Annotated in this window: 14 protein-coding genes; 10 read left to right on the top strand and 4 right to left on the bottom strand. The window is 71.2% G+C overall.

Going from position 1 to position 22,563, the window contains the following annotated elements:
* On the bottom strand, window positions 1-7,575 hold the full coding sequence (locus LHJ74_RS03490; protein ID WP_260215989.1) for a non-ribosomal peptide synthetase: 7,575 nt from the start codon (window positions 7,573-7,575) through the stop codon (window positions 1-3).
* Between the two features lie 465 nt (window positions 7,576-8,040).
* Here LHJ74_RS03490 and LHJ74_RS03485 point away from each other — a divergent pair, with 465 nt between their 5' ends.
* The gene (locus tag LHJ74_RS03485; protein WP_260215988.1) at window positions 8,041-9,219 is read left to right on the top strand and encodes a tryptophan dimethylallyltransferase family protein; all 1,179 of its coding nucleotides are present in this window, start codon (window positions 8,041-8,043) and stop codon (window positions 9,217-9,219) included.
* Between the two features lie 311 nt (window positions 9,220-9,530).
* On the opposite strand, the gene LHJ74_RS03480 is transcribed toward LHJ74_RS03485, so the two are convergent.
* Window positions 9,531-10,955, bottom strand: a complete 1,425-nt coding sequence (locus LHJ74_RS03480; protein ID WP_260215987.1) for an MATE family efflux transporter — start codon at window positions 10,953-10,955, stop codon at window positions 9,531-9,533.
* Between the two features lie 79 nt (window positions 10,956-11,034).
* On the opposite strand from LHJ74_RS03480, the gene LHJ74_RS03475 reads away from it, so the two are divergent.
* The 8 genes from LHJ74_RS03475 (at window position 11,035) to LHJ74_RS03440 (ending at window position 18,577) form a co-directional block, all read left to right on the top strand.
* The gene (locus LHJ74_RS03475) at window positions 11,035-11,616 is read left to right on the top strand and encodes a PadR family transcriptional regulator (protein ID WP_260215986.1); all 582 of its coding nucleotides are present in this window, start codon (window positions 11,035-11,037) and stop codon (window positions 11,614-11,616) included.
* Complete coding sequence (locus LHJ74_RS03470) at window positions 11,613-12,737, top strand: hypothetical protein (RefSeq protein WP_260215985.1); 1,125 nt, start codon at window positions 11,613-11,615, stop codon at window positions 12,735-12,737. The genes LHJ74_RS03475 and LHJ74_RS03470 overlap by 4 nt, the downstream gene beginning before the upstream one ends.
* Window positions 12,738-13,397: 660 nt before the next feature.
* Window positions 13,398-14,756 (top strand): histidine kinase, encoded by a 1,359-nt coding sequence (locus tag LHJ74_RS03465; RefSeq protein WP_260215984.1) that lies wholly within the window; start codon window positions 13,398-13,400, stop codon window positions 14,754-14,756.
* Window positions 14,749-15,180, top strand: a complete 432-nt coding sequence (locus LHJ74_RS03460; protein WP_260215983.1) for a roadblock/LC7 domain-containing protein — start codon at window positions 14,749-14,751, stop codon at window positions 15,178-15,180. The genes LHJ74_RS03465 and LHJ74_RS03460 overlap by 8 nt, the downstream gene beginning before the upstream one ends.
* A 26-nt stretch (window positions 15,181-15,206) precedes the next feature.
* Complete coding sequence (locus LHJ74_RS03455; RefSeq protein ID WP_260215982.1) at window positions 15,207-15,533, top strand: DUF742 domain-containing protein; 327 nt, start codon at window positions 15,207-15,209, stop codon at window positions 15,531-15,533.
* Window positions 15,514-16,113, top strand: coding sequence for a GTP-binding protein (locus LHJ74_RS03450; protein ID WP_260215981.1), 600 nt, complete (start codon window positions 15,514-15,516; stop codon window positions 16,111-16,113). The genes LHJ74_RS03455 and LHJ74_RS03450 overlap by 20 nt, the downstream gene beginning before the upstream one ends.
* Window positions 16,110-17,357, top strand: a complete 1,248-nt coding sequence (locus LHJ74_RS03445) for a cytochrome P450 family protein (RefSeq protein ID WP_260215979.1) — start codon at window positions 16,110-16,112, stop codon at window positions 17,355-17,357. The genes LHJ74_RS03450 and LHJ74_RS03445 overlap by 4 nt, the downstream gene beginning before the upstream one ends.
* A gap of 2 nt (window positions 17,358-17,359) precedes the next feature.
* A complete protein-coding gene (locus LHJ74_RS03440; RefSeq protein WP_260215978.1) occupies window positions 17,360-18,577 on the top strand; it encodes a cytochrome P450 family protein in 1,218 nt (405 codons plus the stop codon).
* 75 nt (window positions 18,578-18,652) lie between these two features.
* On the opposite strand, the gene LHJ74_RS03435 is transcribed toward LHJ74_RS03440, so the two are convergent.
* Window positions 18,653-20,104 (bottom strand): helix-turn-helix domain-containing protein, encoded by a 1,452-nt coding sequence (locus tag LHJ74_RS03435; RefSeq protein ID WP_260215977.1) that lies wholly within the window; start codon window positions 20,102-20,104, stop codon window positions 18,653-18,655.
* 238 nt (window positions 20,105-20,342) lie between these two features.
* Between LHJ74_RS03435 and LHJ74_RS03430 the strand changes: the two genes are divergently transcribed.
* Window positions 20,343-21,248, top strand: coding sequence for a S1 family peptidase (locus LHJ74_RS03430; protein WP_260215976.1), 906 nt, complete (start codon window positions 20,343-20,345; stop codon window positions 21,246-21,248).
* An 80-nt stretch (window positions 21,249-21,328) separates the two neighbouring features.
* Here the strand turns inward: LHJ74_RS03430 and yicI are convergent.
* A partial coding sequence (gene yicI / locus LHJ74_RS03425) for an alpha-xylosidase (RefSeq protein ID WP_260215975.1) occupies window positions 21,329-22,563 on the bottom strand: 1,235 nt, incomplete at its 5' end.

Here is a 22,563-nt window from a genome sequence, read left to right as displayed (position 1 = left end):
TCAGCGGGTGGGCGGTGGGAAGAAGCCGGAGGCGACGAAGTAGTCGGCGTACGTACGGATCAGCGCACCGTCCAAGGAGGGGAACGCGTGGCCCGAGTCCGCCAGCCCGGTCAGGGTGTTGGTCCGGTCGAGGCGGATCTGCCCGAGGCGGGAGAGTGCGGGCAGGGTGTCGGTGAGGAGCACGGCGGCGTCCAGCAGCCCCGCGCCCCTCGCACGGGCCGCTTCGACGTCCGCCAGCCGACGCAGGGTCCGGGTCCATTCCTCGACGCCCATGGGTTCCAAGCGGTAGCCGTACGCGCGCAGATGCCCGAGGACCGTGTCGAAGGGGAGGGGGTCGGGGCACGTGAGATGGTGCGCCAGGCCGAGGCTGCCGCGGCGGCGGGAGAGATGAACGAGGGCGGCCACGGCGTGGTCCACAGGGATCAGGTCGACAACGGGGGGCGGGTCGTGTCGACCGGGGGAGTGCGGCGCGGCCCCGATGACGAGCATGGCGCGCACGAGCTGCCAGAGCACGTCCCTGGAGGAACCGGCCCCGCTGACGGTGTGCCCGCTCACCCGGCCGAAGCGGTACACGCTGATCGGGAGCCCGCGCTCGGCCGCGGCCCAGACGAGTTGCTCCGCGGCCCACTTGCTGGCCGTGTAGCCGCCCGGCATGACCGACTCCGGTCGTACCAGGCGGGATTCGGGCACGGCGCCGAGGTTCTCGAAGCCCTCGTCGCTGCCCACCGACACGGCGGCCGTGGAGATGTAGTGGACCGGTACCGGGACTGAGCGGGCCGCCAGCCGCAGCACCTCCTGGGTGCCGGACACGTTGGCCGCCCTCAGGCGGGCGTACGGTTCGACCGCGTTGACCCGCGCGCCGTTGTGGTAGACGACGTCAGTAAGGTCCGCCAGGGCGTTGAACCGCTCTGGGGAGAGGCCGAGCAGTGGCTTTTCCAGATCGCCGGGTACGGGCACGATCCGGCTGCGGGTGCTCGCGTTCCACAGCCCGTACTCCACCAGGCTTCGACGGATGCGCCTGGCTGCCTGCTCGGCGTCGCCGGCCCGGACCAGACAGTGGATGTCGGCGTGCGTACGGTCGAGGAGTTCGCGCAGGAGGAAGGAACCGAGGAAGCCCGTCGCGCCTGTCAGCAGGATGTTCTCCTGGTCCGCCGCCTCGCCCGGGCGCCGCTCCCGGCAGGAGGGCCCGACCGTGATCCGCGGGTCGAGCACGGCCTCCGCCGCGAGGTCGACCGGTGCCGGACGGCATGCGGATCCGTCCGCCGCACCCAGGTCCACCGACGTGTTCGCCGACGTGTCCGCCGACGTGTTCACCCCGTCGACCGCCTCCAGCAGCGAGGCCACGGACTGCCGTTCGAAGAGCGTGCGGACGGGCAGCTCCACCCCGAGGCGGCGGCGGATCCCGCTGATCAGCCGCGTCACGAGCAGGGAATGCCCGCCCAGGTCGAAAAAGCTGTCGTCGACGGTGACCTGCGGGAGGTTCAGAACCTCGGCGTACAGCTCGCAGAGAATGCGCTCGCGCGGATTGCGCGGTGCCCGGCCGCTCGACAGCGTCCCGAAGTCCGGTGCCGGGAGCGCGGCCCGGTCCACCTTGCCCGATGCGGTGACCGGCAGCGTGTCCAGCACCGTAACCGAGGCTGGAACCATGTAGTCGGGCAGCAGACCGGCCAGATGGGACCGCAGCTCCAGACCGTTCAGGTCCGCCGAGTGACCGGCGGGCACGGCGTATCCGGTGAGGCAGGTGGCACCGCGGCCGTCCTTGCGGGGTACGACCACAGCCTGTGCCACGTCCGGTCGGGCGTTCAGGACCGCCTCGACCTCGCCTGGCTCGATCCGGAAACCACGCACCTTGACCTGCCCGTCGGCGCGGCCTATGTACTCCAGTTCTCCCCCGCTGTTCCAGCGGACGATGTCGCCCGTGCGGTACATCCGGGAGCCGGGAGCGCCGTACGGGTCGGCCACGAACCGGTCGGCCGTCAGCCCCGGCCGGTGCAGATAGCCGCGGGCGAGACCGGCCCCGGAGACGTGCAGCTCTCCCGGGATCCCCGGCGGCACGAGGCGCAGATCGCGGTCGAGGACGTACGTCCCGGCGCCCACCGTGGGCGTACCGATCGGGGGCGTACCGCCGCCGGAGAGCGGGGAGCTGAGAGTGGCGCACACGGTGGTCTCGGTCGGCCCGTAACCGTTGATGAAACGGCGTCCGGCCGACCAGCGGCGGACGGTCTCCCCTGACGACGCCTCACCCGAGACGATCAGCGAGGACAGAGAGGTCAGCTCAGCGGGCTCCATCACGGTCAGCGCGGCCGGGGGCAGCGTCGCGTGGGTCACGGCGAGCCGCTCGACGAGGGCGGCCAGGCCGGGGCCGGGCGCGGTGAGTTCCGCCGGTGCCATCACCAGCGTGGCCCCGGTCAGCAGCCCGCCGCACAGTTCCCACACGGCCCCGTCGAAGCTGTGGGAGGCGAACTGGAGGATCCGGCTCGACGGCGTCACCCCGAACCGCCGCAGCTGCGCCTCGACGACACCGGAGAATCCCGAGTGGGTCACCACGACGCCCTTGGGGTGGCCGGTGGACCCGGAGGTGTAGATGGCGTACGCGGGGCTCGCGACCATGAGCGGGCGCACCCGCTCGCCGTCGGCCACGTCCGTCTCCTGGCACTGGCCGACTGCGTGCCGGGTCTCGGCCCGGTCCAGGACGACGTGGCGCATGCCGGGGGTGCCGGGTACATCCCTCAGCGAGGTGCCGGAGCCGGTCAGCAGCAGTGCGGGGCGGACGTCCTCGAGCATGAACCGGAGCCGTGGCGCGGGGTGGTTCGCGTCCAGCGGCAGATAGGCGCCTCCCGCTTTCAGCACGGCGAGGGTGGCGACGACCGAGTCGACCGTACGGGGCAGCGCGATGGCCACGTACTGCTCGGGGCCGATCCCGCAGCCGAGGAGGTACCGGGCGAGCTGGTTCGCCCGGGTGTTCAGCTGCCGATAGGTCACCTTCCGCACGGGCCCCGCACCGTCGTCGAAGAGCAGCGCCGTCGCCTCGGGCGTCCGCTTGACCTGCGCCTCGAACAGATCGGGCAGGGGCAGCCGCGGTACGTCCCGCAGGCTGCCGCTACTCTGCCGCAGCAGCCTCCCCCGCTCGTCGGGAAGGACCGCGTCGAGCACGCCGATCCGCTGCCCGGGCTCGGCGGTGACCGCGTCGAGGAAACGCAGGAACCGCTGGACGAGCCGCTCGACACTCTCCCGGTCGAACAGGTCGGTGCTGTACTCCGCCACTCCGTCCATACCCTGCGGGCGCTGGTCGGCGCCCTGGCGCTCCCGCAGGCTCAGCGAAAGGTCGAACCGGCAGGCGCCGGTGCTCACCGCGCGCTCACCGACGGTCAGCCCTGGAAGCTCCGGCGTACCCTGCGGAGCGTTCTGGAGGGCGAGCATCACCTGGAACAGGGGATGGTATGCCGTCCCACGCGCCGGGGCGAGGGCGTCCACCAGTCGCTCGAACGGTATGTCCTGATGGGCGTACGCGGCCAGGTCGGTCTCCCGTACCCGGGCCAGCAGGCTACGGAAGGCGGGGTTTCCCGAGGTGTCGGTGCGCAGCACCAGAGTGTTGACGAAGAACCCCACAAGACCGTCCAGGGCATGGTCCGTGCGCCCCGCGACCGGGGTACCGATCGCGATGTCGTGGCCCGCGCCCAGCTTGGTCAGCAAGGCGGCGAGCGTGGCGTGCACCACCATGAAGGGGCTCGCCCCGCACTGCCCTGCCAGGTCCGCGATCCGCCGGTGCAGATCCGCGTCCACCGTGAAGTGCAGCGTGTCGCCGCGGTGGGAGGAGGACTGCGGACGGGGGCGGTCCAGGGGGAGTTCAGCACACTCGGGCAGGCCGGTCAGGGCACCGGTCCAGTAGGCGATCTGACGGGCGGCCGGGCTGCGGGAGTCGTTTTCGTCGCCCAGGAAACGCCGCTGCCACAGGGTGTAGTCCGTGTACTGGACCGGCAGGGGCGCTGGGCTGGGGACTTCGGAAGCTGTTGTCCCACCGGCACGGCGCGCGGTGTAGGCGGTGGCGAGGTCCTGCCACAGCGGCGCCAGCGACCATCCGTCGCAGGCGATGTGATGTACCGTCAGCGCCAGGACATGGCGGGTCGGGGCCGTGGTGAACAGATGGGCCCGGACCGGGATCTCGCTCGCCAGGTCGAAGGGGCGGCGCACCGCCGCGGCCACCGCGGCGTCCAGTTCTGCGGGCGCCACCGTGCTGGTGTCCAGCGGCGGCCGTGCGGCGGCGCCGTCCAGGACGAGCTGCCTCGGCACACCGCCTGTCTCGGGAAAGACCGTCCGCAGGCTCTCGTGGCGCTCCAGCACGTCGCCCAGCCCGGCTTCGAGAGCCGCCCGGTCCAACTCGCCCTCCAGCTCCAGCACAAGCGGGACGTTGTACGCCGCGCCCGGCCCCTGGAGCCGGTCGAGAAACCACAGGCGGTGCTGCGCGAAGGACAGCGGTACCTCCTCGGGGCGCTCCACCGGCAGGAGCGGCGGCCGGTCGCCTGCCGACGCCTGGTGCACGACCTCGGCCAGACCGGCGACGGTCGGTGCTTCGAAGACGCTGCGCACCGGCACCTCCAGGCCGAGCACCGAGCGCAGCCGGGAGCTGAGACGCGTGGCCGAAAGGGAGTGCCCGCCGAGGGCGAAGAAGCTGTCGTCGATGGTGACCCCGGACACGCCCAGGATGTCGGCGAACAGCTGGCACAGCAGTTCTTCGAGAGGGTTGCGCGGCGGCCGTCCGTCCTCGGCGGAGCCGATGCCGGGCTCCGGCAGCCGGTGCCGGTCCACCTTGCCGTGCGGTGTCAGTGGCAGTGCCTCCAGCACCACCGTGGCGTCCGGTACCAGGTACTCGGGCAGCCGCTCACGCAGGAAGGCGCGGACCGAGGAAACCAGGGCGCCGGTGTTGCGCACGGTCGCGGGGGCGTTGACCAGCGAGCTCAGTGCCCTACCGGTCGGCCCCGGAGCGCCGCCGCCGGGCGTGCCGGGCGGGCGGCAGGTCACCACGACGTCCAGGGCGTCGTCAGCGGTGGCGGACCAGATGGCGGAGGCCCGGAGGCCCAGCCCGGCGGCAAGATCGTGCAGCTGCTCAAGCGCAAGGCTCTCGGCGTCGTCCTGACCGCCCAGCGAGCGGAGTCGGCCCGTGCCACCCTCAGAAGCCCGCAGCGCCGCGGTGACGGGCGCGAGCCGGCTGTCGGGCATGCCGGTCACCCGGATGTCGACGGGCCGTCCGGCGTCGAGGCGGTCTGCCAGCGCTTCCAGGTCCGACACGTCCCGGCCCCACCGCAGCTCCTCCACGGGCAGAACCTCGTCGACGGTCAGCAGCTCATCCGCAGGAAGGCCGGGCCCGGCTCCCCGTACGGCCTTCCGCAGGACGGCGTCGTAGCGGTAGCGGGTCAGCTCGTTGACGTACCGTCCTCGTTTCACCCGCACCTCGCTGCCGCCGATGCCGGGGACGGCAGCCGCCAGTTCGGTGAAGAACGCCGGATCGACCAGGAGTTCCTTCTCCCGGATCATGGCGTGCTCGACGGCCGCGCGCAGCGCGCCGGGGCTCGACGGCAGGTCCGGGCGGCGCAGCTGGACATCGGTGTGGAAGGGGCGCAGCAGGCGCAGGTTGCGTACGTCCCCGACGAAGACCGACCCGCCGGGGAGGAGCAGTTCGACGGCCTTGGCCAGGACGTCCACGAGGTAGTGGGCGTCGGGGAAGTACTGGGTGACGGAGTTGATGACGACGGTGTCGAAGAAGCCGACGGGCAGGCCGCTGATGTCGTCGGCCGCACGGGCGCTCAGCTCGACCCGGCCCGCGAGGGAGGCGTCCTGGCGTACCAGTCGGGTCAGCGCCTCAATGGCCTGGCCTGACAGGTCCGTCCCCCAGTAGGCGTCACACTGCGGAGCCAGCCGGGACATCAGCAACCCGGTCCCCACACCGATCTCCAGGACCCGACGTGGGTGGAGCTCGCGGATCCGCTCCACGGTCGCGTCGCACCACTCCCGCATCTGCTCCGGCGGGATGGGCCGCCCGTCGTAGCTGCTGTCCCAGCCGGAGAAGTCCTCGCCGAAGTGCGCCCGCGCGACTTCGCTGTAGAGCGAGTCGTAGATGCCCTGCCACTCGCTCACCGCATCCGCCTGCGCCGCGGTGCGCTGCTCCTGTGGCCCGGTCTCCTCGGCGGGGACGACATACCCGACGAGCCGCTTGTGACCCGCTTGGTCCGCCCTGGCCACGACCGCGGCCTGGGCGACACCCGGGTGCTCCGTGAGGACGGCCTCCACCTCGCCCGGCTCGGCACGGAAGCCGCGGATCTTCACCTGGTCGTCGCTGCGGCCCACGAACTCCAGCAGCCCATCCGAACCGCCGCGCACCAGGTCACCGGTCCTGAAGAGCCGAGCTCCGGGCTTTCCCAGCGGGTCGGCGACGAACCGGTCCGCGGTCAGCGACGGGCTGTTCCAGTAACCACGGGCCAGTCCCGAGCCGCCGACATACAGCTCCCCGACCTCACCTGGCGGCACCGGGCGCAACTGACGGTCGAGAACCTCGGTGCGCATGCCTGACATGGCGGTGCCGATGGGAACCACGGTGCGCGGGCCACCGGGTTCGGCGATCCGGTGGCAGGTGGCGAACGTCGTCGACTCCGTCGGCCCGTAGCCGTTGACGACCACCGTCCCCGGGCAGGCCCGCAGGACTCGCCGGACAGCCGTGGGGGAGACCGCGTCACCGCCGGTCCACACCTCGCGCGCGCCGCGAAAGCACCGCGGGTCCTCCTCCGCCAGCACGGAGAACAGCCCGGCGGTCACCCACAACCCGGTGACTCCCGCGTCCGAGACCGCCGAGGCGACGCCGGGGGCGTCCAGTTCGCCCGGGGGCGCGACCACGACCGTGCCGCCGCACAGCAGCGGCACCCACAGTTCGTAGGTGAACGCGTCGAAGGCATGTGGCGAGTGCAGCAGGACCCGCTCGTGGGCACCGGTGCGCCATGCCTGGTCCTGTGCCAGCCCCACGACGTTCTCATGGGTCACTGCCACGCCCTTGGGCGTACCGGTGGAGCCGGAGGTGAACATCACGTAGGCGAGCTGCCGCGGTTCGGCAGGGACGCCGGGAGCTGCCGGCCCTGCGCGCCCGTCCGAAGGGCCGAGGGGCACCGGCAGGACCCCGAGAGGTCCTGGCCCGGGGCCTAGCCCAGCGCCGAACTCGGCCTGGGGACCGGATCCGTCCGTCAGGATCAGCCGGGCTCCGGTCTGCTGGAGTACCCACTGCAGCCGGGAGGCGGGTTGCCGTGAGTCCAACGGCACATAGCAGCCACCGGACTTGACGATGGCGAGCAGAGACACCACAAGCTGGGCAGAGCGTTCCATCAGGACCGCCACGGTGGAGCCCGGCCCGACCCCCTCCGTGGCCAGCCGCCGGGCCAGGCGGTCGGCACGGGCGTCGAGTTCCCGGTACGTGAGGGCCGGTTCTTCCTTGGCCGCGCACATCAGTGCGGTCGCCTCGGGAGTCAGCTCAGCCTGTCGCGCGAAGGCTTCCGGGAGCGTCACGGGGAGCGCGGGGTGATGCTGTGCGGACACGCGTCAACTCCTCTGTGCGGGCTTCCCGGAGAAGGGCGGTGCCGAGACACGTCGGTCGGCCGCACAGGGAAGGGCACACTCATGTCGTTTGGTGAGCACGTTATTCATACGGTGTGTATCGATCATGTCGCAGTACGTGGCCGTGCATGCCGGCGTGGCGGAGCAATTCAGCCGTTCTCGCATCCGGCCGGGCGGTGTGCCGGGCTTCGGGTCCGGGCCCTGATTTGCAGGTGCGGTCGCCTTTGGAGGGGCCGTCAGGGTGTGCGCCGACTGCGGCACCGGATCGCCGGGCACGGTCGTACGGTCATCCCTCAGGTGTGCGACCAGGAGATTGGCCTGAACAAACTCCTGAAAGGTGCTTCGTGGGAACTGTCAGGCAGAGCCTCGTCATACTCCGCGCTGCGAGGGGAAGACCTCGCGCGCATGCTTGCCCGCTTGCGGCGAAGTAGGACACAGGGAGCCACCATGGATGCCGTAGACCTCGATTCCGACCCTCGACAGCCGTCTCAGGCGGAACTGTTCACGTCCGACTCCGGGGTCGTCGCCGAGATGGTCGGACGCCCCATGCGGTTCGACTCCCCGCGGTATTCGCCTGCCGACAGCTATGCGGAAGTCGCCTGCGACCGGGTGTGGCGTGCCTGCCAGAGCCTCGGTCTCACCGGCGAGACCCGCTCCTCGATCCTGGAGCTGCTGCGGGAGTTGACCGCACCCTGGGGTGAACTCCCGGTCGGTACGCCCCCCGAACGTGCCTGCTGGGTTTCCATCGACGGTATGCCGTGCGAGCTGTCCATCGCCTGGGAGGCCGGCGAGCCGCAGGTCCGGATGTCCCTGGAGTCCCCGCGCGGTGACGTCCGGGCACGCATGGAGGACGGCATGACCCTCACTCGGCGCCTTGCTGAGAGGCCCGGGGTCTCGATCGGCGACTACCTGCGGATCGAGGACCTCTTCACGGCCGACGAACCGCAAGGGTTCTCCGCCGGGGGCCACGCTGTGGCCTGGCGCCAGGGGGCACACCCCCAGTACAAGGTCTTCCTCAACCCCGCGATCTCGGGCCGGGCAGAGGCCGCCGCCCGGACGGAGGAAGCCCTGACCCGTCTGGGGCTGACACGCCCCTGGCGCGCGCTGACCGAGCACCTGGGTGGCGCCTACGGCCCTGAGCACGAACCCGTGTTCATCGCTCTGGACCTGGTCGACGGCGAAGCGCTGCGGGTGCAGGTCTACCTCGCACACTCCGGCGTGTCCGCCGAGGAAATCGACGCCAAAGCGGCCGTGGCAAGCGGCCATGTCCCGGGCTCGTTCGCGCGGGCGCTGCGGCAGATCAACGGCCGTCATGATTCCGCCGAGTGGAAGCGGAAACCACCCGTCACCACCTTCACCTTCCGCGCCGGACGAGACCTTCCCAGCGCGGCCGCGTACATCCCGATGATCCCGGTCCACAGCCATGATGCGGCCGCCCGCGACCGTGTGGCGGCCTTTCTGAGCGGCGAGGGGATCGACCCCGCGCCGTACGCCCGCGTCCTCGATGCCCTCGCCGACCGGCCGCTGGCACAGTCACAGACCCAGAACTTCATGTCCTACCGCGGCGGCGACTCCCCGAGGTTCTCCGTCTACCTCGCACCGGGCACCTACCTCCCGGCCGACTGAGCGCCCCGAGTTCCCCGTTCTCCCGTTCCGGCGTTCCGGCGTTCCGGCGTTCCGGCGTTCCGGCGTTCCGGCGTTGAGTCCGTACGGTCCGCCGCCAGCGCGTCCGTGGCCTGCTGCCCGGCGTCCGCTGTGCGGGGTGTCGGGGTGGTGGTTTTCGAGCGTGGCGGGTTTAAGGCCCACCCGAGCCCGAAAAAACCCCCCCCACCCCCCCCAAAAAAAGCGGGGGGGGGGGGGGGGTTGTGTTCGGGGCGGGGGCTGCCCCCCCCCCCCCGGCCCCCCCCCCCCCCCACGCTCACCGCACTCATGAAGCGCTACCGGGCGCGGGCGCGGGTGCGCCGGGCTGGTTCCGGGGCTCCGGGGAAGTGGCGGCGGAAGAGGGAGAAGGAGAGGGCGTACTGGGATGCCGTGCCGAGCACCATGGAGAGCCAGACGCCCCGGACGCCCAGGACGGGGAGCGCGCTGAGGCCGTAGGCGAGGGGTATCTGCACGGCCGCGCCGGAGAGCGTGATCCGGAACATCGCGCCCGCGAGGCCGCCGCCCATGAACACGCCGCCGAGGCTCACCACACCCGCCAGTGCGACCAGGTAGAGGGCGAGGAACCTCAGCAGGACCCGGCCCTCGCCGATCACCTCCGGGTCGCTGGAGAAGGCGCGCAGCAGTGGTCCGCCGCCGAGCAGGAGTGCCGTGCCCGCTCCGACCGCGAGGACGGAGGCGATCAGCAGTGCCTGCCGTCCGATGACCGCGCCGGCGCCCGGCACCGCACTCCCGGTGCGGGCCAGCAGGATGCTCGCGGCCTGGCGTACGGCGTAGAAGGCCATGGTGGCGAAGAGGATGACCTTCGTCCCGATCCCGTACGCGGCGAGCGGCGCCTCGCCGAACCGGGCGACGACACCGACCAGCGCGACGGCGATTCCCATGCGCAGGATGAAGTCGCCGGAGGCGGGGAGCCCGACGGCCAGTACGCGACGCAGTGCGGCACGCGTGCCGTTCAGCGGGCCGGGGCGGCTCGTTGTGCTGGGGGACGGCACGTGCGGTGTGCGCGGTGCCTGCCGCAGGCCCCGCAGCAGGCGTCTCAGCAGCAGCACGCTGACGGTGAACGCGACGGCGCGGCCCAGCACCGTGCCCAGTGCCGCGCCCTGGACGCCCAGCGGGGGCAGACCCGCGAACCCGTAGATCAGCAGCGGATCGAGCAGCAGGATCAGCGAGTTGGCCAGCATCGCCGTCCGCATGGGGGTGCGGGTGTCGCCCGCGCCCTTGAAGACGCCGTCCACGACGTTCTGGGCGAAGAAGACGGCGATCCCGGGAAAGGAGACCGCGAGGAACTCCACGGTGAGCCGGAAGACTTCACCGTTCCCGCCTGTGAACAGTGCGGCGATCCGCTCCCGGCCGAGGAGGCCGCCGACCGCGACGACGGGTGTGATGACCAGCCACAGCACACCTGCGGCCCGTACGACGGGGAGCACGTGCGCGGACGGGTCGCGGCCGAGCCGTTCGGCGAGCACGACGGTGGTGCCGATGTTCGCCAGCAGGATCACGCCCAGCAGGACGTTCTCCAGCGTCGTGGCGACGGCGACCGCGCCGACCGCCGCCACGCCCAGCCGGGACACCCACAGGGTGTCGACGATTCCGGCCACCACGCCGGAGAGGAGTTCCAGATAGACCGGCGCCGCCAGACCGAGCAGCCGCCGCCGCACCGGCCCTGGTCCGGCTCCACTCTGCTCTGATGCGCTGCCCATGACAGCTTTCCCCCCTCCATGTCTGCTCGTCGCGAGACTACCTCGATTAGAGTTACTCGAATAGAGGTATCCTGCCGTGGTGCTCGCCCTCGCCGTCCTCGGCTTCCTCGCCGAACGCCCCCTGCACGCCTACGAGCTGCGCCGCCGCATCTCCGACCTGATGGGGCACACCCGCCCCGTCAGCGACGGTGCCCTCTACCCGGCCCTCAACCGGCTGCGCGAGGCGGGGCACCTGGAGCGCCACCCGGAGCCCGGCGCCGGGGCACCCACCCGGCAGGTCCTGCGGCTCACCGGGCACGGACGGGCCGAACTGCTGCGGCGCCTGCGGGAGCCGAAGCAAGGCGAGATCAGCAACAGCGCCTCCTTCTTCACGCTGCTCGCCTTCCTGAGCCAGCTGCCGGACCGGGCCGAGCAGGCGGCGCTGCTCCAGCGGCGGCTGGACTTCCTGGACGAGCCCGCGAGCTTCTTCCGCCGTGCCGGAGCAGGTACGGGCGCCGGTACCAGCGGCGAGCTGGTGCGGATCAAGGACGAGTCCGACCGCTACCGGCGCGGCATGCTGATCATGGCCCGGGAGGCCCACCGGGCGGAGCGCGACTGGATCGCACAGACCCTCGCGGAACTGCGCGGGCCCACCGGCGGCACGGCGGAGCACCCCGCATGAGCGGCCCCCTGCTGCGCGCCGCCGCCCGGCTGCTGGACACCGCCACCCTCTGCGACCCGGTCGAGCTGGTCGGCGGCCGGCGTACGACCGTGCTGCGCTGTCGTACGGACGCGGGGCGCACCGTCGTCGTCAAGGCTTTCGGTGAGGATGACGAGGGGCGGCGGTCGTTCGCGGCGGAGGCGGCCGGGCTCTCTCTCCGACTTGCCGGGCCGGAACTGCTGGCAGTGGACGAGGACTTGGCGATGGTGGTGATGGCGGATCTGGGTGACGCGCCGACACTCGCCGATGTGCTGCTCGGTGACGACCCCAGGACGGCAACGGCGGGCCTGCTCGCCTTGGCCCGCGGCCTCGGCCGGTTGGCCGCGGCCTCGGTCGGCCGACGCGGCGACCTCGCCCGGCTCTTCGCCCGCTACGGCGCAAGCGGAGGCGAGGGCGGCGGCCCCTGGATCGCGGAGGACGCCGACGCGTTCCCCGCACGGCTCACCGAAGCCGGTATCACCCTGCCGCCGCTGGACGCCAAGCTGGACGCCCAGCCGGCCGACCCGCTCCGCGTCGAACTCGGCTGGGTGACCGCTGGTCTGACGTCGGGGCACCACCGCCCGGTCTTCACGCCGGGCGACACCTGCCCCGACAACAACCTGCTCACCGCGGACGGGCTCCGCCTGATCGACTTCGAGGGTGCCTGCTTCCAGTCGGTCTTCCTGACCGCCGCGTACTGCCGGATGCCGTTCTCCAGCTGCTGGTGCGTCTTCCGGCTGCCGGACGGCCTGGCGGAGGAGATCGAGCAGACCTACCGTGCCGAAGTCGTCGCGGTGTACCCGGAGTTGCGACAGGACGCGGTGTGGGAGGCCGGGATGCGCGATGCGGTCGCCGCCTGGACCCTCAGCGCCACGGTCCACCTCCTCCCCCACGCGGTACGGGAGGAGAAGCTGATGCACCCGACCCGCCGCCCCGTCCCCACCGGCCGTGAACTCCTGCGGCACCGCTGGGAGGCGGCGAGCACCCTGCCCGGCCTCCCGGCCTTCACGGATGCGATGCGCCGCCTCCTCGCGCTGGCCCATACGGACTGGCAGGCGGGCCCGCTCCCGCTGTATCCGGCCTTCCGGGGAGACGGAGCCTGACTACCCTGCCCGAACACGCAGTTGACCCTCCGTCACGGATCGTATTAGCGTGTGGCGGGTGAAGACGATGGCACAGGTGGGGTTAGCCGGGGGCCTCCAGCAGCATCGTGAATTACAGGCCCTGCTCCGGAAGAAGTGCACCGGAAGCGCCACACGGCTGCTCGACAGCATCCGGCGCAGTGAGGCCCGGTACGCCCCTCACACCCACCACGTCATCACGCAACAGCTCCTCGAGGCCGCTGAACCCGCCTCGTGTGAACGCACCTCGCGCGGCACCGCCCTGCCAGTCCGGGGCGGTATCCGGCTGAGGGTTACGCCTCAGAGAGACCAGCGGTCCCCTCTGCCCTCCCGGACACAGGGGGCTTCCGCAACACGCCCTACGCCCTCCGACCGCGCCGCCAAGCCCGGTCCACGGGGCTGAGAAGTTGACTCCCACGGCTGTCGATGCGCCAACGCCTGCCCTACCGGCGGTCCCACGGTCTGCCCGTCTCCGCCTGAGCCGGCAGCCCCGGCGGCCCCGCAGCCCCGGCGGTCCCCGCAGCCCCGGCGGTCCCCGCAGTCCCGGCGGCCCCCGGCCGCCTCTTCCTTGCCTCGCCCCGATGAGCGCACGCCCCCGACGTCGGGTTGCCCTCCCTGCCCAGCACGAGCCCGAGGAATGTGATGATCGACCCCCTGGTGACCACGGCCACGCTGCTGGCCAGCGGATTCGCCGGCTCCACCGCGGCCCTGGTGGTGCAGACCCGCGCCAAGCGGCGGCTGCGCCGCCACCACCTGCCGCGTGAGAAGGCACTCACCGAGGAACTCGCCGTCGCCCGCGAGCGGTTCCGTGCACTGGAGGCGGAGACACGCCACCTGGCCAAGGTCCGCTTCCCTGCCCTGGTCGATGCCGTGGCCCGCGGGCACCGGGGTGTGGAGGTGCCCGGCCCGGCCGCCGCCCAGGAGTTGCGGGGGACCTCGGCAGCCGAATGCCACGAGACACTGCTCAGGCTGTGCGAAGAGGCGGTTTCCGTATCCCGCGACGGAATCGGCCTGGCCTCCCGCGCGGCTGTCCGGGACGTCATCGACGAGGCACAGACCTTCCTCGTCCGGTGCCAGATGAAGGTCCTGGAGGAGATGGACCAGTTTCCCGAGGGCACGACCTACCACCAGAGCCTGATGAACGTCGACCATCTGGTCACCCGCTCCCTGCACACCCTGCAGCGCACCCGTGTGCTGACCGGCTCGTGGCCCGGCCTGCAGCGCGCCGACTGCACCTTCCGCGAGATCGTCGAGTCCGCACGGGGCCGCATCGACGCCTATCTGCGCGTCGAGTACATCTACGAACCCGCCTCCGGTGAGGTGTACGTGGAGGGCCGCTGCGTCGAACCGGTCACCATGGCGCTCACCGAGCTGCTGTCGAACGCCACCGCGTACTCGGACGGCAAGGTCTCGGTGGAAGTGCAGCAGACGCAGACCGGCTACTGCGTCCTCGTCGACGACAGCGGCCTGAGCATGAACGTCTACCAGCGCGAAGAGGCAGCCCGGCTGCTGTCGCGGAACGACCTGCTGGATGTCACGAACCTCCCGGACACCCTCCACCTCGGCTTTCCCGTCATCGGCTCCCTCGGCGCCGAATACGGCTTCCACGCGGACGTCAGCTCCACCTCGCCCTACGGAGGCGTGCGCGCCGTGCTGCGGATCCCGAGAGAACTCCTGGGGCAGGGCCCGACAGACGAGGAGAAGAAGGCCGAGCGCCAGAGCATGGACGGCAGCGGCCTCAGCGTCGGCGACAGCGCCGCCCTCAGCGCTGACCTCTTCCCGCAGCAGCAGCCCCCCACTTCGGCCGGAGACAGCCCCGCCCTGCCGCAGCGTCGGCGTCGCGAACCCAAGCCCGCCTCGCCCGCGCCCGTCTCGAAGGACGCGCCGCCGCCCCAGGAGGACGCGGAGGCGTTCCAGCAGGGTTTCGCCCGCCTGGCGGCGCACATCAGCGACAGCGAGAACGAACGCACGACCATCGAAGGAGACCAGCTCCGTGACTGAGCAGCAGCCCACCGCCGACACCGTCGACATGACCTGGGTCCTGAACCGCCTCAAGGAGGAGAAGGGGGTGCTGCACGCCCTCCTGCTCAGCTCCGAGGGCCTGGTGCTGGCCGCCTCCACCGGGCTGGAGCGGGCGGTGGCCGAGCGGACCGCGGCGAACGCCTCCGGCGTGTTCTCCATCGGGATGGGCATCAGCGAGTTCGCGGACGCTGAGGGGACGAGGCCGCGCAAGGCGATCTTCGACCTGCCCGACGGCTGCATCCTCGTCTTCTCCTCCGGTGAACGCTCCGCGCTCGCCGTCTCCCTCAACGCGGAGATGACCAGCCCCGAGGTCGCCGTCGCCTCGGCCGCCACCATCAAGGCGATCAACGGCCTCCGCTCCGCGCTGTCCGCCCGGGAGCGGACCGCGCCCCCGGCCTCGTGACCCCCCGAGGCCGCAGGCGCATCGGGATGGTGCGGCCCTACACCCCGACCGGGGGCCAGGCCGCACCCTCCCGCCACAGCCTGGACTTGGCGACTCTCCTGATCGCCGACCGCGACCGGCCGTTGCACGGACTCAGCGCACACGCGCGCCGGGTGATGGAGCACTGCCTGCCCGGCGCGCTCTCCATCGCCGACGTCAGCGCGGACCTGCAACTGCCCGGTGCCGTCACGAAGGTGCTGGTCGCCTCACTCGTCGACAGCGGCCACCTCATAAGCCGCAACCCCGTTCCCGCCTTTCAGCAATACGACAGGGAATTCCTGGAGAGGGTCTTGGATGGACTCCACAAACTCTGACGGCCAGTACCTCGCGCCCGGCGTCACCACCTCGGTGAAGCTCGTCGTGCTCGGCCCTTTCGCCGTGGGTAAGACCACGTTCGTCCACTCGGTCTCCGAGATCCGGCCGGCCTCCACGGAAGAGCAGATGACACGCGCCGGCGAGCTGGTCGACGATCTGAACGGGCTGGACGGCAAGGACACCACCACGGTGGCGATGGACTTCGGCCGCATCACCCTTACCGACGACATCGTGCTGTACCTGTTCGGAGCCCCCGGCCAGCCCCGCTTCGCCTCGCTCATCGAAGGGCTCATGGAGGGTGCGCTCGGCGGGGTGATCCTCGTGGACACCAAGCGCATCACGGAGTCCTGGGACGCGATGGCGCGCATGGAGGAGGCCGGTCTGGCCTACGTGATCGCGGTCAACCACTTCGCGGGCTCGCCGCGTTACAGCGAGTCCGAGCTGCGCACCGCCCTGGACCTGCATCCGGACACACCGCTGGTGATCTGCGACGTGCGCAGACGCGAATCGGCCAAGGCGCCGCTGATCGCGCTCGTCTCCCACCTTCTCTCCCGCCCCCGTCTGGAGCCCGCCACATGACCGAGCCGCCCCTTTCCGCGACGGGCTGCCCGATACTGCACGGACCAGGCTTCGCCGCCCGCCCCGAGGACGCCTACCGCCAGTTGCGTGCCGCGGGCCCGGTCGGCTGGGCGGAGATCGCCCCCGACGTCCACGCCCTCGTCGTCACCCGCTACCGGGCCGCCCGCGACCTGCTCAACGACACCGGCACCTACTCCAAGGACGCCCGGCGCTGGCGGGCGTTGAACGAGGGGAAGGTGCCCGAGGACAGTCCCGTCCGCGGCCTGATGGAGTTCCGGCCGAACGCCCTCTACGCCGAGGGCGAGCGGCACGCCCGGCTGCGCTGGTCCATGGACGACTGCCTCGCCCGCGTCAGCGGCCACCAGCTGCGTGAGATCACCCGCCGCAGCGCCCAGACCCTCATCTCCCGTGTCGCCGCCCGCGGCCGGGCCGACGTGATGAGCGACTTCGCCGACACCCTGCCGTTGTACGTGTTCGCCGAACTGCTCGGCTGCCCCGACGAGTTCTCCGCCCGCCTGGTGCTGGCCTGCCAGGGCGTGATCAACGCCGGCCCCGAGGCCGGTCAGGCCGCCGCCGACCTGGCCGCCCTGCTCGGCGAGCTCGCGGGCCTCAAGCGGCAGCAGCCCGGGCAGGACTTCACCTCCTGGATGCTCGGCCACCCCGCCCGCCTCGACGAGGAGGAGGTCGTCTACCAGCTCTTCACCACCGTCGGCGCGGGCACCATCCCCACCGCCGCCTGGATGGGCTGGGCTTTGCGCCTGCTGCTGAGGGACGACGCCTACGCCGGCAACCTGGCCTCCGGCACGCTCACCGTGCGCCGCGCCCTGGAGAAGGCGCTGTGGACGAAGAGCCCGATGGCCAACTTCTCCGTGCACTTCGCCCGTGAGGACACCACGCTGCACGGCTGCCCGATCCCCGCGGGTGTCCCCGTGATGATCTCCCACGCCGCCGCGAACACGGACCCCGAACTCCCCCCGGACCTCGGCTACGAGAGCCGCGCCCACCTGGCGTGGAGCGCCGGTCCGCACCGCTGTCCTGCCGTCAGCCAGGCCACCACCATCGCCCAGACCGGAATCGAGACGATCCTCGACCGGCTGTGGGACATGGAGCTGACCATTCCCGACGACCAGATCACCCATCGGCACGGGCCCTTCCACCAGTGCCCCGTCACCCTGCCCGTGAAATTCCGACCCAAGCCGGAGAACGGCACATCCCCTTCCGCGAACACACCCGCATGGAGATGAATGTGACCACCTACGCCCCGATCACTCTGGACTCCACCGGCCACCGGATCCACACCCAGGCCGCCGAATTACGCGCCGCCGCCCCCGCCGTGCCCGTCGGCGTCCCCGACGGCCTCACCGTCTGGTCCGTCACCCGCGGTGACGTCATCAAGAAACTGCTCACCCATCCGGACGTGGCCAAGGACGCCCGCACCGCCTGGCCCGGCTACGAGCCCGGCTACTACCCCTGGCTGACCAGCTGGGTGGACGTACGGTCGATGCTGACCGCGGACGGGGGCGACCACGCCCGGCTGAAGAAGCTCATCGGCCGTGCGTTCAGCCCCCGCCGCATCGAGGCGATGCGGCCCGCCATAGAACAGATAGTCGCCGACCTTCTCACGGCGATAGGCCGGTACGAGCCCGGCGAGATATTCGACCTGCGGAACGCCTATGCCTATCCGGTGCCCACCCAGCTGATCGCCGGCCTCTTCGGCGTCCCCGACGAGCAGCGCCCCGCCATGCTCAGCGTGATCGACGCCGTGCTCGACACCACCGCCGACCGCGAGCAGGCCGCCGACACGCGGGACCGGCTGTATGCCGCGATGGGCAAGCTGATCGCCACCAAGCGCTGGCACCCGGGCGAGGACATGACCAGTCTGCTGCTGGCCGCCCAGGAGGAGGACGGCGACCGGCTCAGCGAGGAGGAACTGGTCTCCACCCTCATCCTGATGATCGGCGCGGGCTCCGAGACCGCCGTCTCCCTCATCGGCCACGCGACCTACGAACTGCTCAGCAACGAAGGACAGCTGCGCCGAGTGCTGGCCCACCCGGAGCGCTGGGACGACGTGATCGAGGAGACCCTGCGCCTCCACCCGCCGATCATGCACATCCCCATGCGGTTCACCACGGCCGACATAGACCTCGGCGAAGGCGTCACCATACCCGGCGGGTCCCCCCTCCTCATGGGGTTCGGCGCCCACGGCCGTGACCCGGCGGTCCATGAGCGGCCGGAGACCTTTGATCTCGACCGCGCGGACAAGAGCCATCTCGCCTTCGGCTACGGCATGCACTACTGCCTCGGCGCCGCCCTGGCCAAGCTGGAAGCCCGCATCGCCCTGCCCGCGCTCTTCGAGACCTTTCCCGACATCCACCTCGCCGGACAGCATCAGCCCCAGCCGTCCTTCATCGCACACGGCTACGAAACCCTGCCCGTGCGGGTGACCGCTCCCGCCGACCGCTGACGCCGGCGGTCCTCTCCGTGGCCGTGCCGGGGGCCGCAGCCGACCGGCACGGCCACAGCCGCGGCCACGGACCGGTCAGCCCAGGCGGAGGCGCAGGCCGTCCAGTTCCTGGGTGATCAGGGCCCTGGTGGTCAGGGAAGCCGAGCGGAGTGACGGGGAGGCGGCCTCCCGGGCGGCGTCGCGGTCTCCCGCGCAGGCGTAGCTGTCGGCCAGCCGCAGGGTGAGCAGGAGGCGGGAGGGGAGCATGCCCTCCGGAAGATGCTCCAGCGCGGTGTGGGTGGCCGCCACCGCCTGGCGGGCGACCGACCGGTCGCCGGTGGAGACCGCGAGGTCCCGCAGCGCCCCGGCGGCGGTGGCCTCCAGGAGCATCAGGCCCGCGCTTCCGTCCAGACAGGGTGACTCCTCCCGGTCCCGTGGGCCGAGGATCTCGAACTGGCGGCGGGCCAGGGACAGTTGTTCCGTGCACTCGCCGTGGTCGCCGGTCAGGGCGTGCCCGCGCGCCTGGTAGAGGTGGGAGAGGGTGCGGGTCCAGCCCCGGTCCGGCGTCAGCGCGCTCAGCACCCGGGCGTAGGAGAGCGTGGAGGGCACGTCGTGCTCCGCGCGGGCGAGCATGGAGAGTTCGCCGAGCAGACTGGCCCGGACGACGACGTTGCCGCAGGCTTCCGCCCAGCGCATGCCATGGGTGAACCAGGCCATGGCGGCGGCGTTCTGTCCGCACTGGCGTCGCAGGCGTCCTGCCAGCATGGCGTAGTGAGCGCTCAGGCTCAGTTGGCTGGTGGGCGGGTGGCCCGAGGCGTTCACCTGCTCCGCCCAGCCCACCACCATGCGCAGGACGCGTTCGACCCATGCGTTGTCACTTTGGGCCAACTCCGTGCGGTTCCGCACCACCAGGCATTCGAGCAGGGCGGTGAGGCCGTGGATCAGGTCCGCGTCCTGCCGGTGGGGGAAGGTCTCCGGGCAGCGGGCCAGGGCGGCGAAGACGTACGTGAAGTCGGGGACGGGGCAGCGGGCGCCTCCGTGCAGGGGGCAGGTCAGCTCCGCGTTGGGCAGGCGGCTGGGCCAGTTGTGCGACTCGGCCAGCTCGCCTGCCACGGCGCTGGTGTCGGCGGGCATGGGCGAGAACAGGATCTGCTGCGGTACGGAGGGGGAGAAGGAGGGGCCGGAGCCGGCGGAGGGGTAGGAGCCGGAGGAGAGGTAGGAGGGGGAGGAGACGAAGGAGGCGGTGTGGCCGCCGGTGTGGCCGCCGGTGTGGCCGCCGGTGTGGCCGTTCGGGCGGTCGGTCAGCGCCTCGTCCAGGACGGAGGCCAGGACGCCGCCGGTCTCCAGCACTTCGTCCAGACGCTGCACCGCGTCCCCGAGCGGCTCACGTTTCCCTCGCTCCCAACGGCTGATCAGGCTGTGGTCGTATCCCAGCAGGGTGCCCAACTGGCGTTGGGTCAGCCCGCGTTTTCGACGGGAGGCGCGTAGTCGCTGGCCGAAGACGGCCCAGGAACGCGCGTACGGGGTCGGGTCTCTGTGGAACGACAATGCTCCCTCGCAGGTGTGTCCGGTGGACCGAATCTTTGCCCGAGGCTGCCGTGTGCCATCAGTTGCTCGCTTGCCTGGATTTGACAACTCGCCGTCCTGGCAGCTCAGCGCGTTGACGCGCCATGACCTTGAGTGTAATTGTTCGGTCGCCCCGAGTGAAAGTCATGAACATGATCGTTCGCTCGCGGCGCAGGGGCCCACACCCCCGAAGGCCCCGCATCTCCCACAGGAGGAAGAAGTGGCCAAGCGCAGCACCCCCCATGGTGGACCGACAAGGCGTGCCCGGCTGACCGCCATAGCCGCCGGACTCGTGGTCACGGCAGCAGTCACCGTCTCGGCAGCCAACGCCAGCAGCGCACCTGCCGACTCCGGCAAGCCCAGCAAGGCGCAGCTCTCCCAGGCGAGCAGCGCAGTGCTCGACGCCGACGTCGCCGGCACCGCATGGCACACCGACGCCAAGACCGGCAAGGTCGTCGTCACCGTCGACAGCCGCGTCTCCAAGGCCGAGATAGCCCAGATAAAGAAGGAGGCCGGCGGCACGGCAGGCGCCCTTAAGATCGAGCGGACCTCCGGCACCTTCCAGAAGTACCTGCAGGGCGGCGACGCCATCTACAAGGGTGGCTCCCGCTGTTCGGCGGGCTTCAACGTCCGCAGCGGCAGCACGTACTACATGATCACCGCCGGGCACTGCACCGACGGCGGCGGCAACTGGTACGCGAACTCCAGCCGCACCACCCTCATCGGCCCGACCGTCGGGTCGAGCTTCCCCACCAACGACTACGGCATCGTGCGCTATGACGGCAACGTCAGCCACCCCGGTACGGCAGGCGGCACGGACATCACCAGCGCGGTCAACGCCAGCGTGGGCATGTCCGTCACCCGTCACGGCAGCACCACCGGCACTCACAGCGGTTCTGTGACCGCCCTGAACGCCACCGTCAACTACGGCGGCGGCGACGTCGTCTACGGCATGATCCGCACCAACGTCTGCGCCGAGCCCGGCGACAGCGGCGGCTCGCTCCGCTCCGGCAACCGGGCCGTCGGCCTGACCTCCGGCGGCAGCGGCAACTGCACCTTCGGCGGCACGACGTTCTTCCAGCCGATCACGGAGGCGCTCAACGCGTACGGCGTGAGCGTCTACTGATCCACGCTCCACCCGTTCCACCCCGCACACCGCTGGTCCGTGAGGAGGGCACTCCTCACGGACCAGCGGCTTGTCCGGCGTCAGGTGAGGGGGAGGGTGGTGTGGTGGGTGCCGGTGGTGGTGGTGCCGTCGGGTAGCCGGACGTGGAAGGGCAGGTCCGTGTCCTGCGTGGAGACATGCAGGGTGTCGCCTTCGCGGTGAACACGGTAGGTCGCGGCCGGGGCGCCGGTGTGGTCGGGGATGGTCACCCGCGCGCTGTAGTCGGGGGAGTCGGTGGGATAGACCAGCAGGGTGGGTTCCCGGAGCCAGTCACCGTCGGGACGCTGGTCATCAGCACCGAGGGTGAGGACGGCTCCGGCGCGGACGAACAGGGGCAGGCTCTCCAGGGCGTGGGTCTCACTGCGCCAGGCCGGGCCGGTGGCGCGCTGGCCGGTCAGCAGATGCGTCCAGGTACCCTCCGGCAGGTAGTAGTCGACCTGCCCGGAGTGGGTGAAGACCGGAGCGACCAGCAGGTCGGGGCCCAGCATGTACTGGCGGTCCAGGGTCCGGCAGCCCGGATCGTCGGGGAATTCCAGCAGCATCGGCCGCATCAGCGGCACACCAGAGGTCTGGGCCTGGGCGGCGGCTGTGTAGAGGTAGGGCATCAGGCGGTGCTTGAGCCGCGTGTACCGGGCCGCTACCTCCACGGCCTGGTCGCCGAAGTTCCACGGGACCCGGTAGGAGGAGGAGCCGTGCAGGCGGCTGTGGGAGGAGAGGAGCCCGAAGGCCAGCCAGCGGGTGAAGACCTCCGGATCAGGGGTGCCCTCGAACCCGCCGATGTCATGACTCCAGAACCCGAACCCTGACAGGGACAGGGACAGGCCGCCGCGCAGGGACTCGGCCATCGCCTCGAAGGAGGAGAAGCAGTCCCCGCCCCAGTGGACCGGGTACTGCTGCCCCCCTGCGGTCGCCGAGCGGGCGAAGAGGACCGCCTCACCCGCACCCCGCTCGGTCTCCAGGACCTCGAAGACGGCCTGGTTGTAGAGGTGGGTGTAGTAGTTGTGCATCCGCTGCGGGTCCGAGCCGTCATGCCACACCACCTCGGTGGGCACCCGCTCCCCGAAGTCGGTTTTGAACGCGTCGACGCCCTGGTCCAGCAGGACTTTCAGCTTGCCCTGGTACCAGGCGCACGCGTCCGGGTTGGTGAAATCGACCAGGCCCATGCCCGCCTGCCACAGATCCCACTGCCAGATGTCGCCCTCCGGTGTGCGGAGCAGGTATCCGGCCTGTGCTGCTTCGGCGAACAGGGGTGACTTCTGGGCGATGTAGGGGTTGA

The sequence above is a fragment of the Streptomyces gossypii genome, assembly GCF_025165795.1.
GTDB lineage: Bacteria > Actinomycetota > Actinomycetes > Streptomycetales > Streptomycetaceae > Streptomyces > Streptomyces gossypii.
The sequence above is the reverse complement of the archived record's forward strand: the minus strand, read 5'-3'. Positions and strand labels throughout refer to the sequence as shown.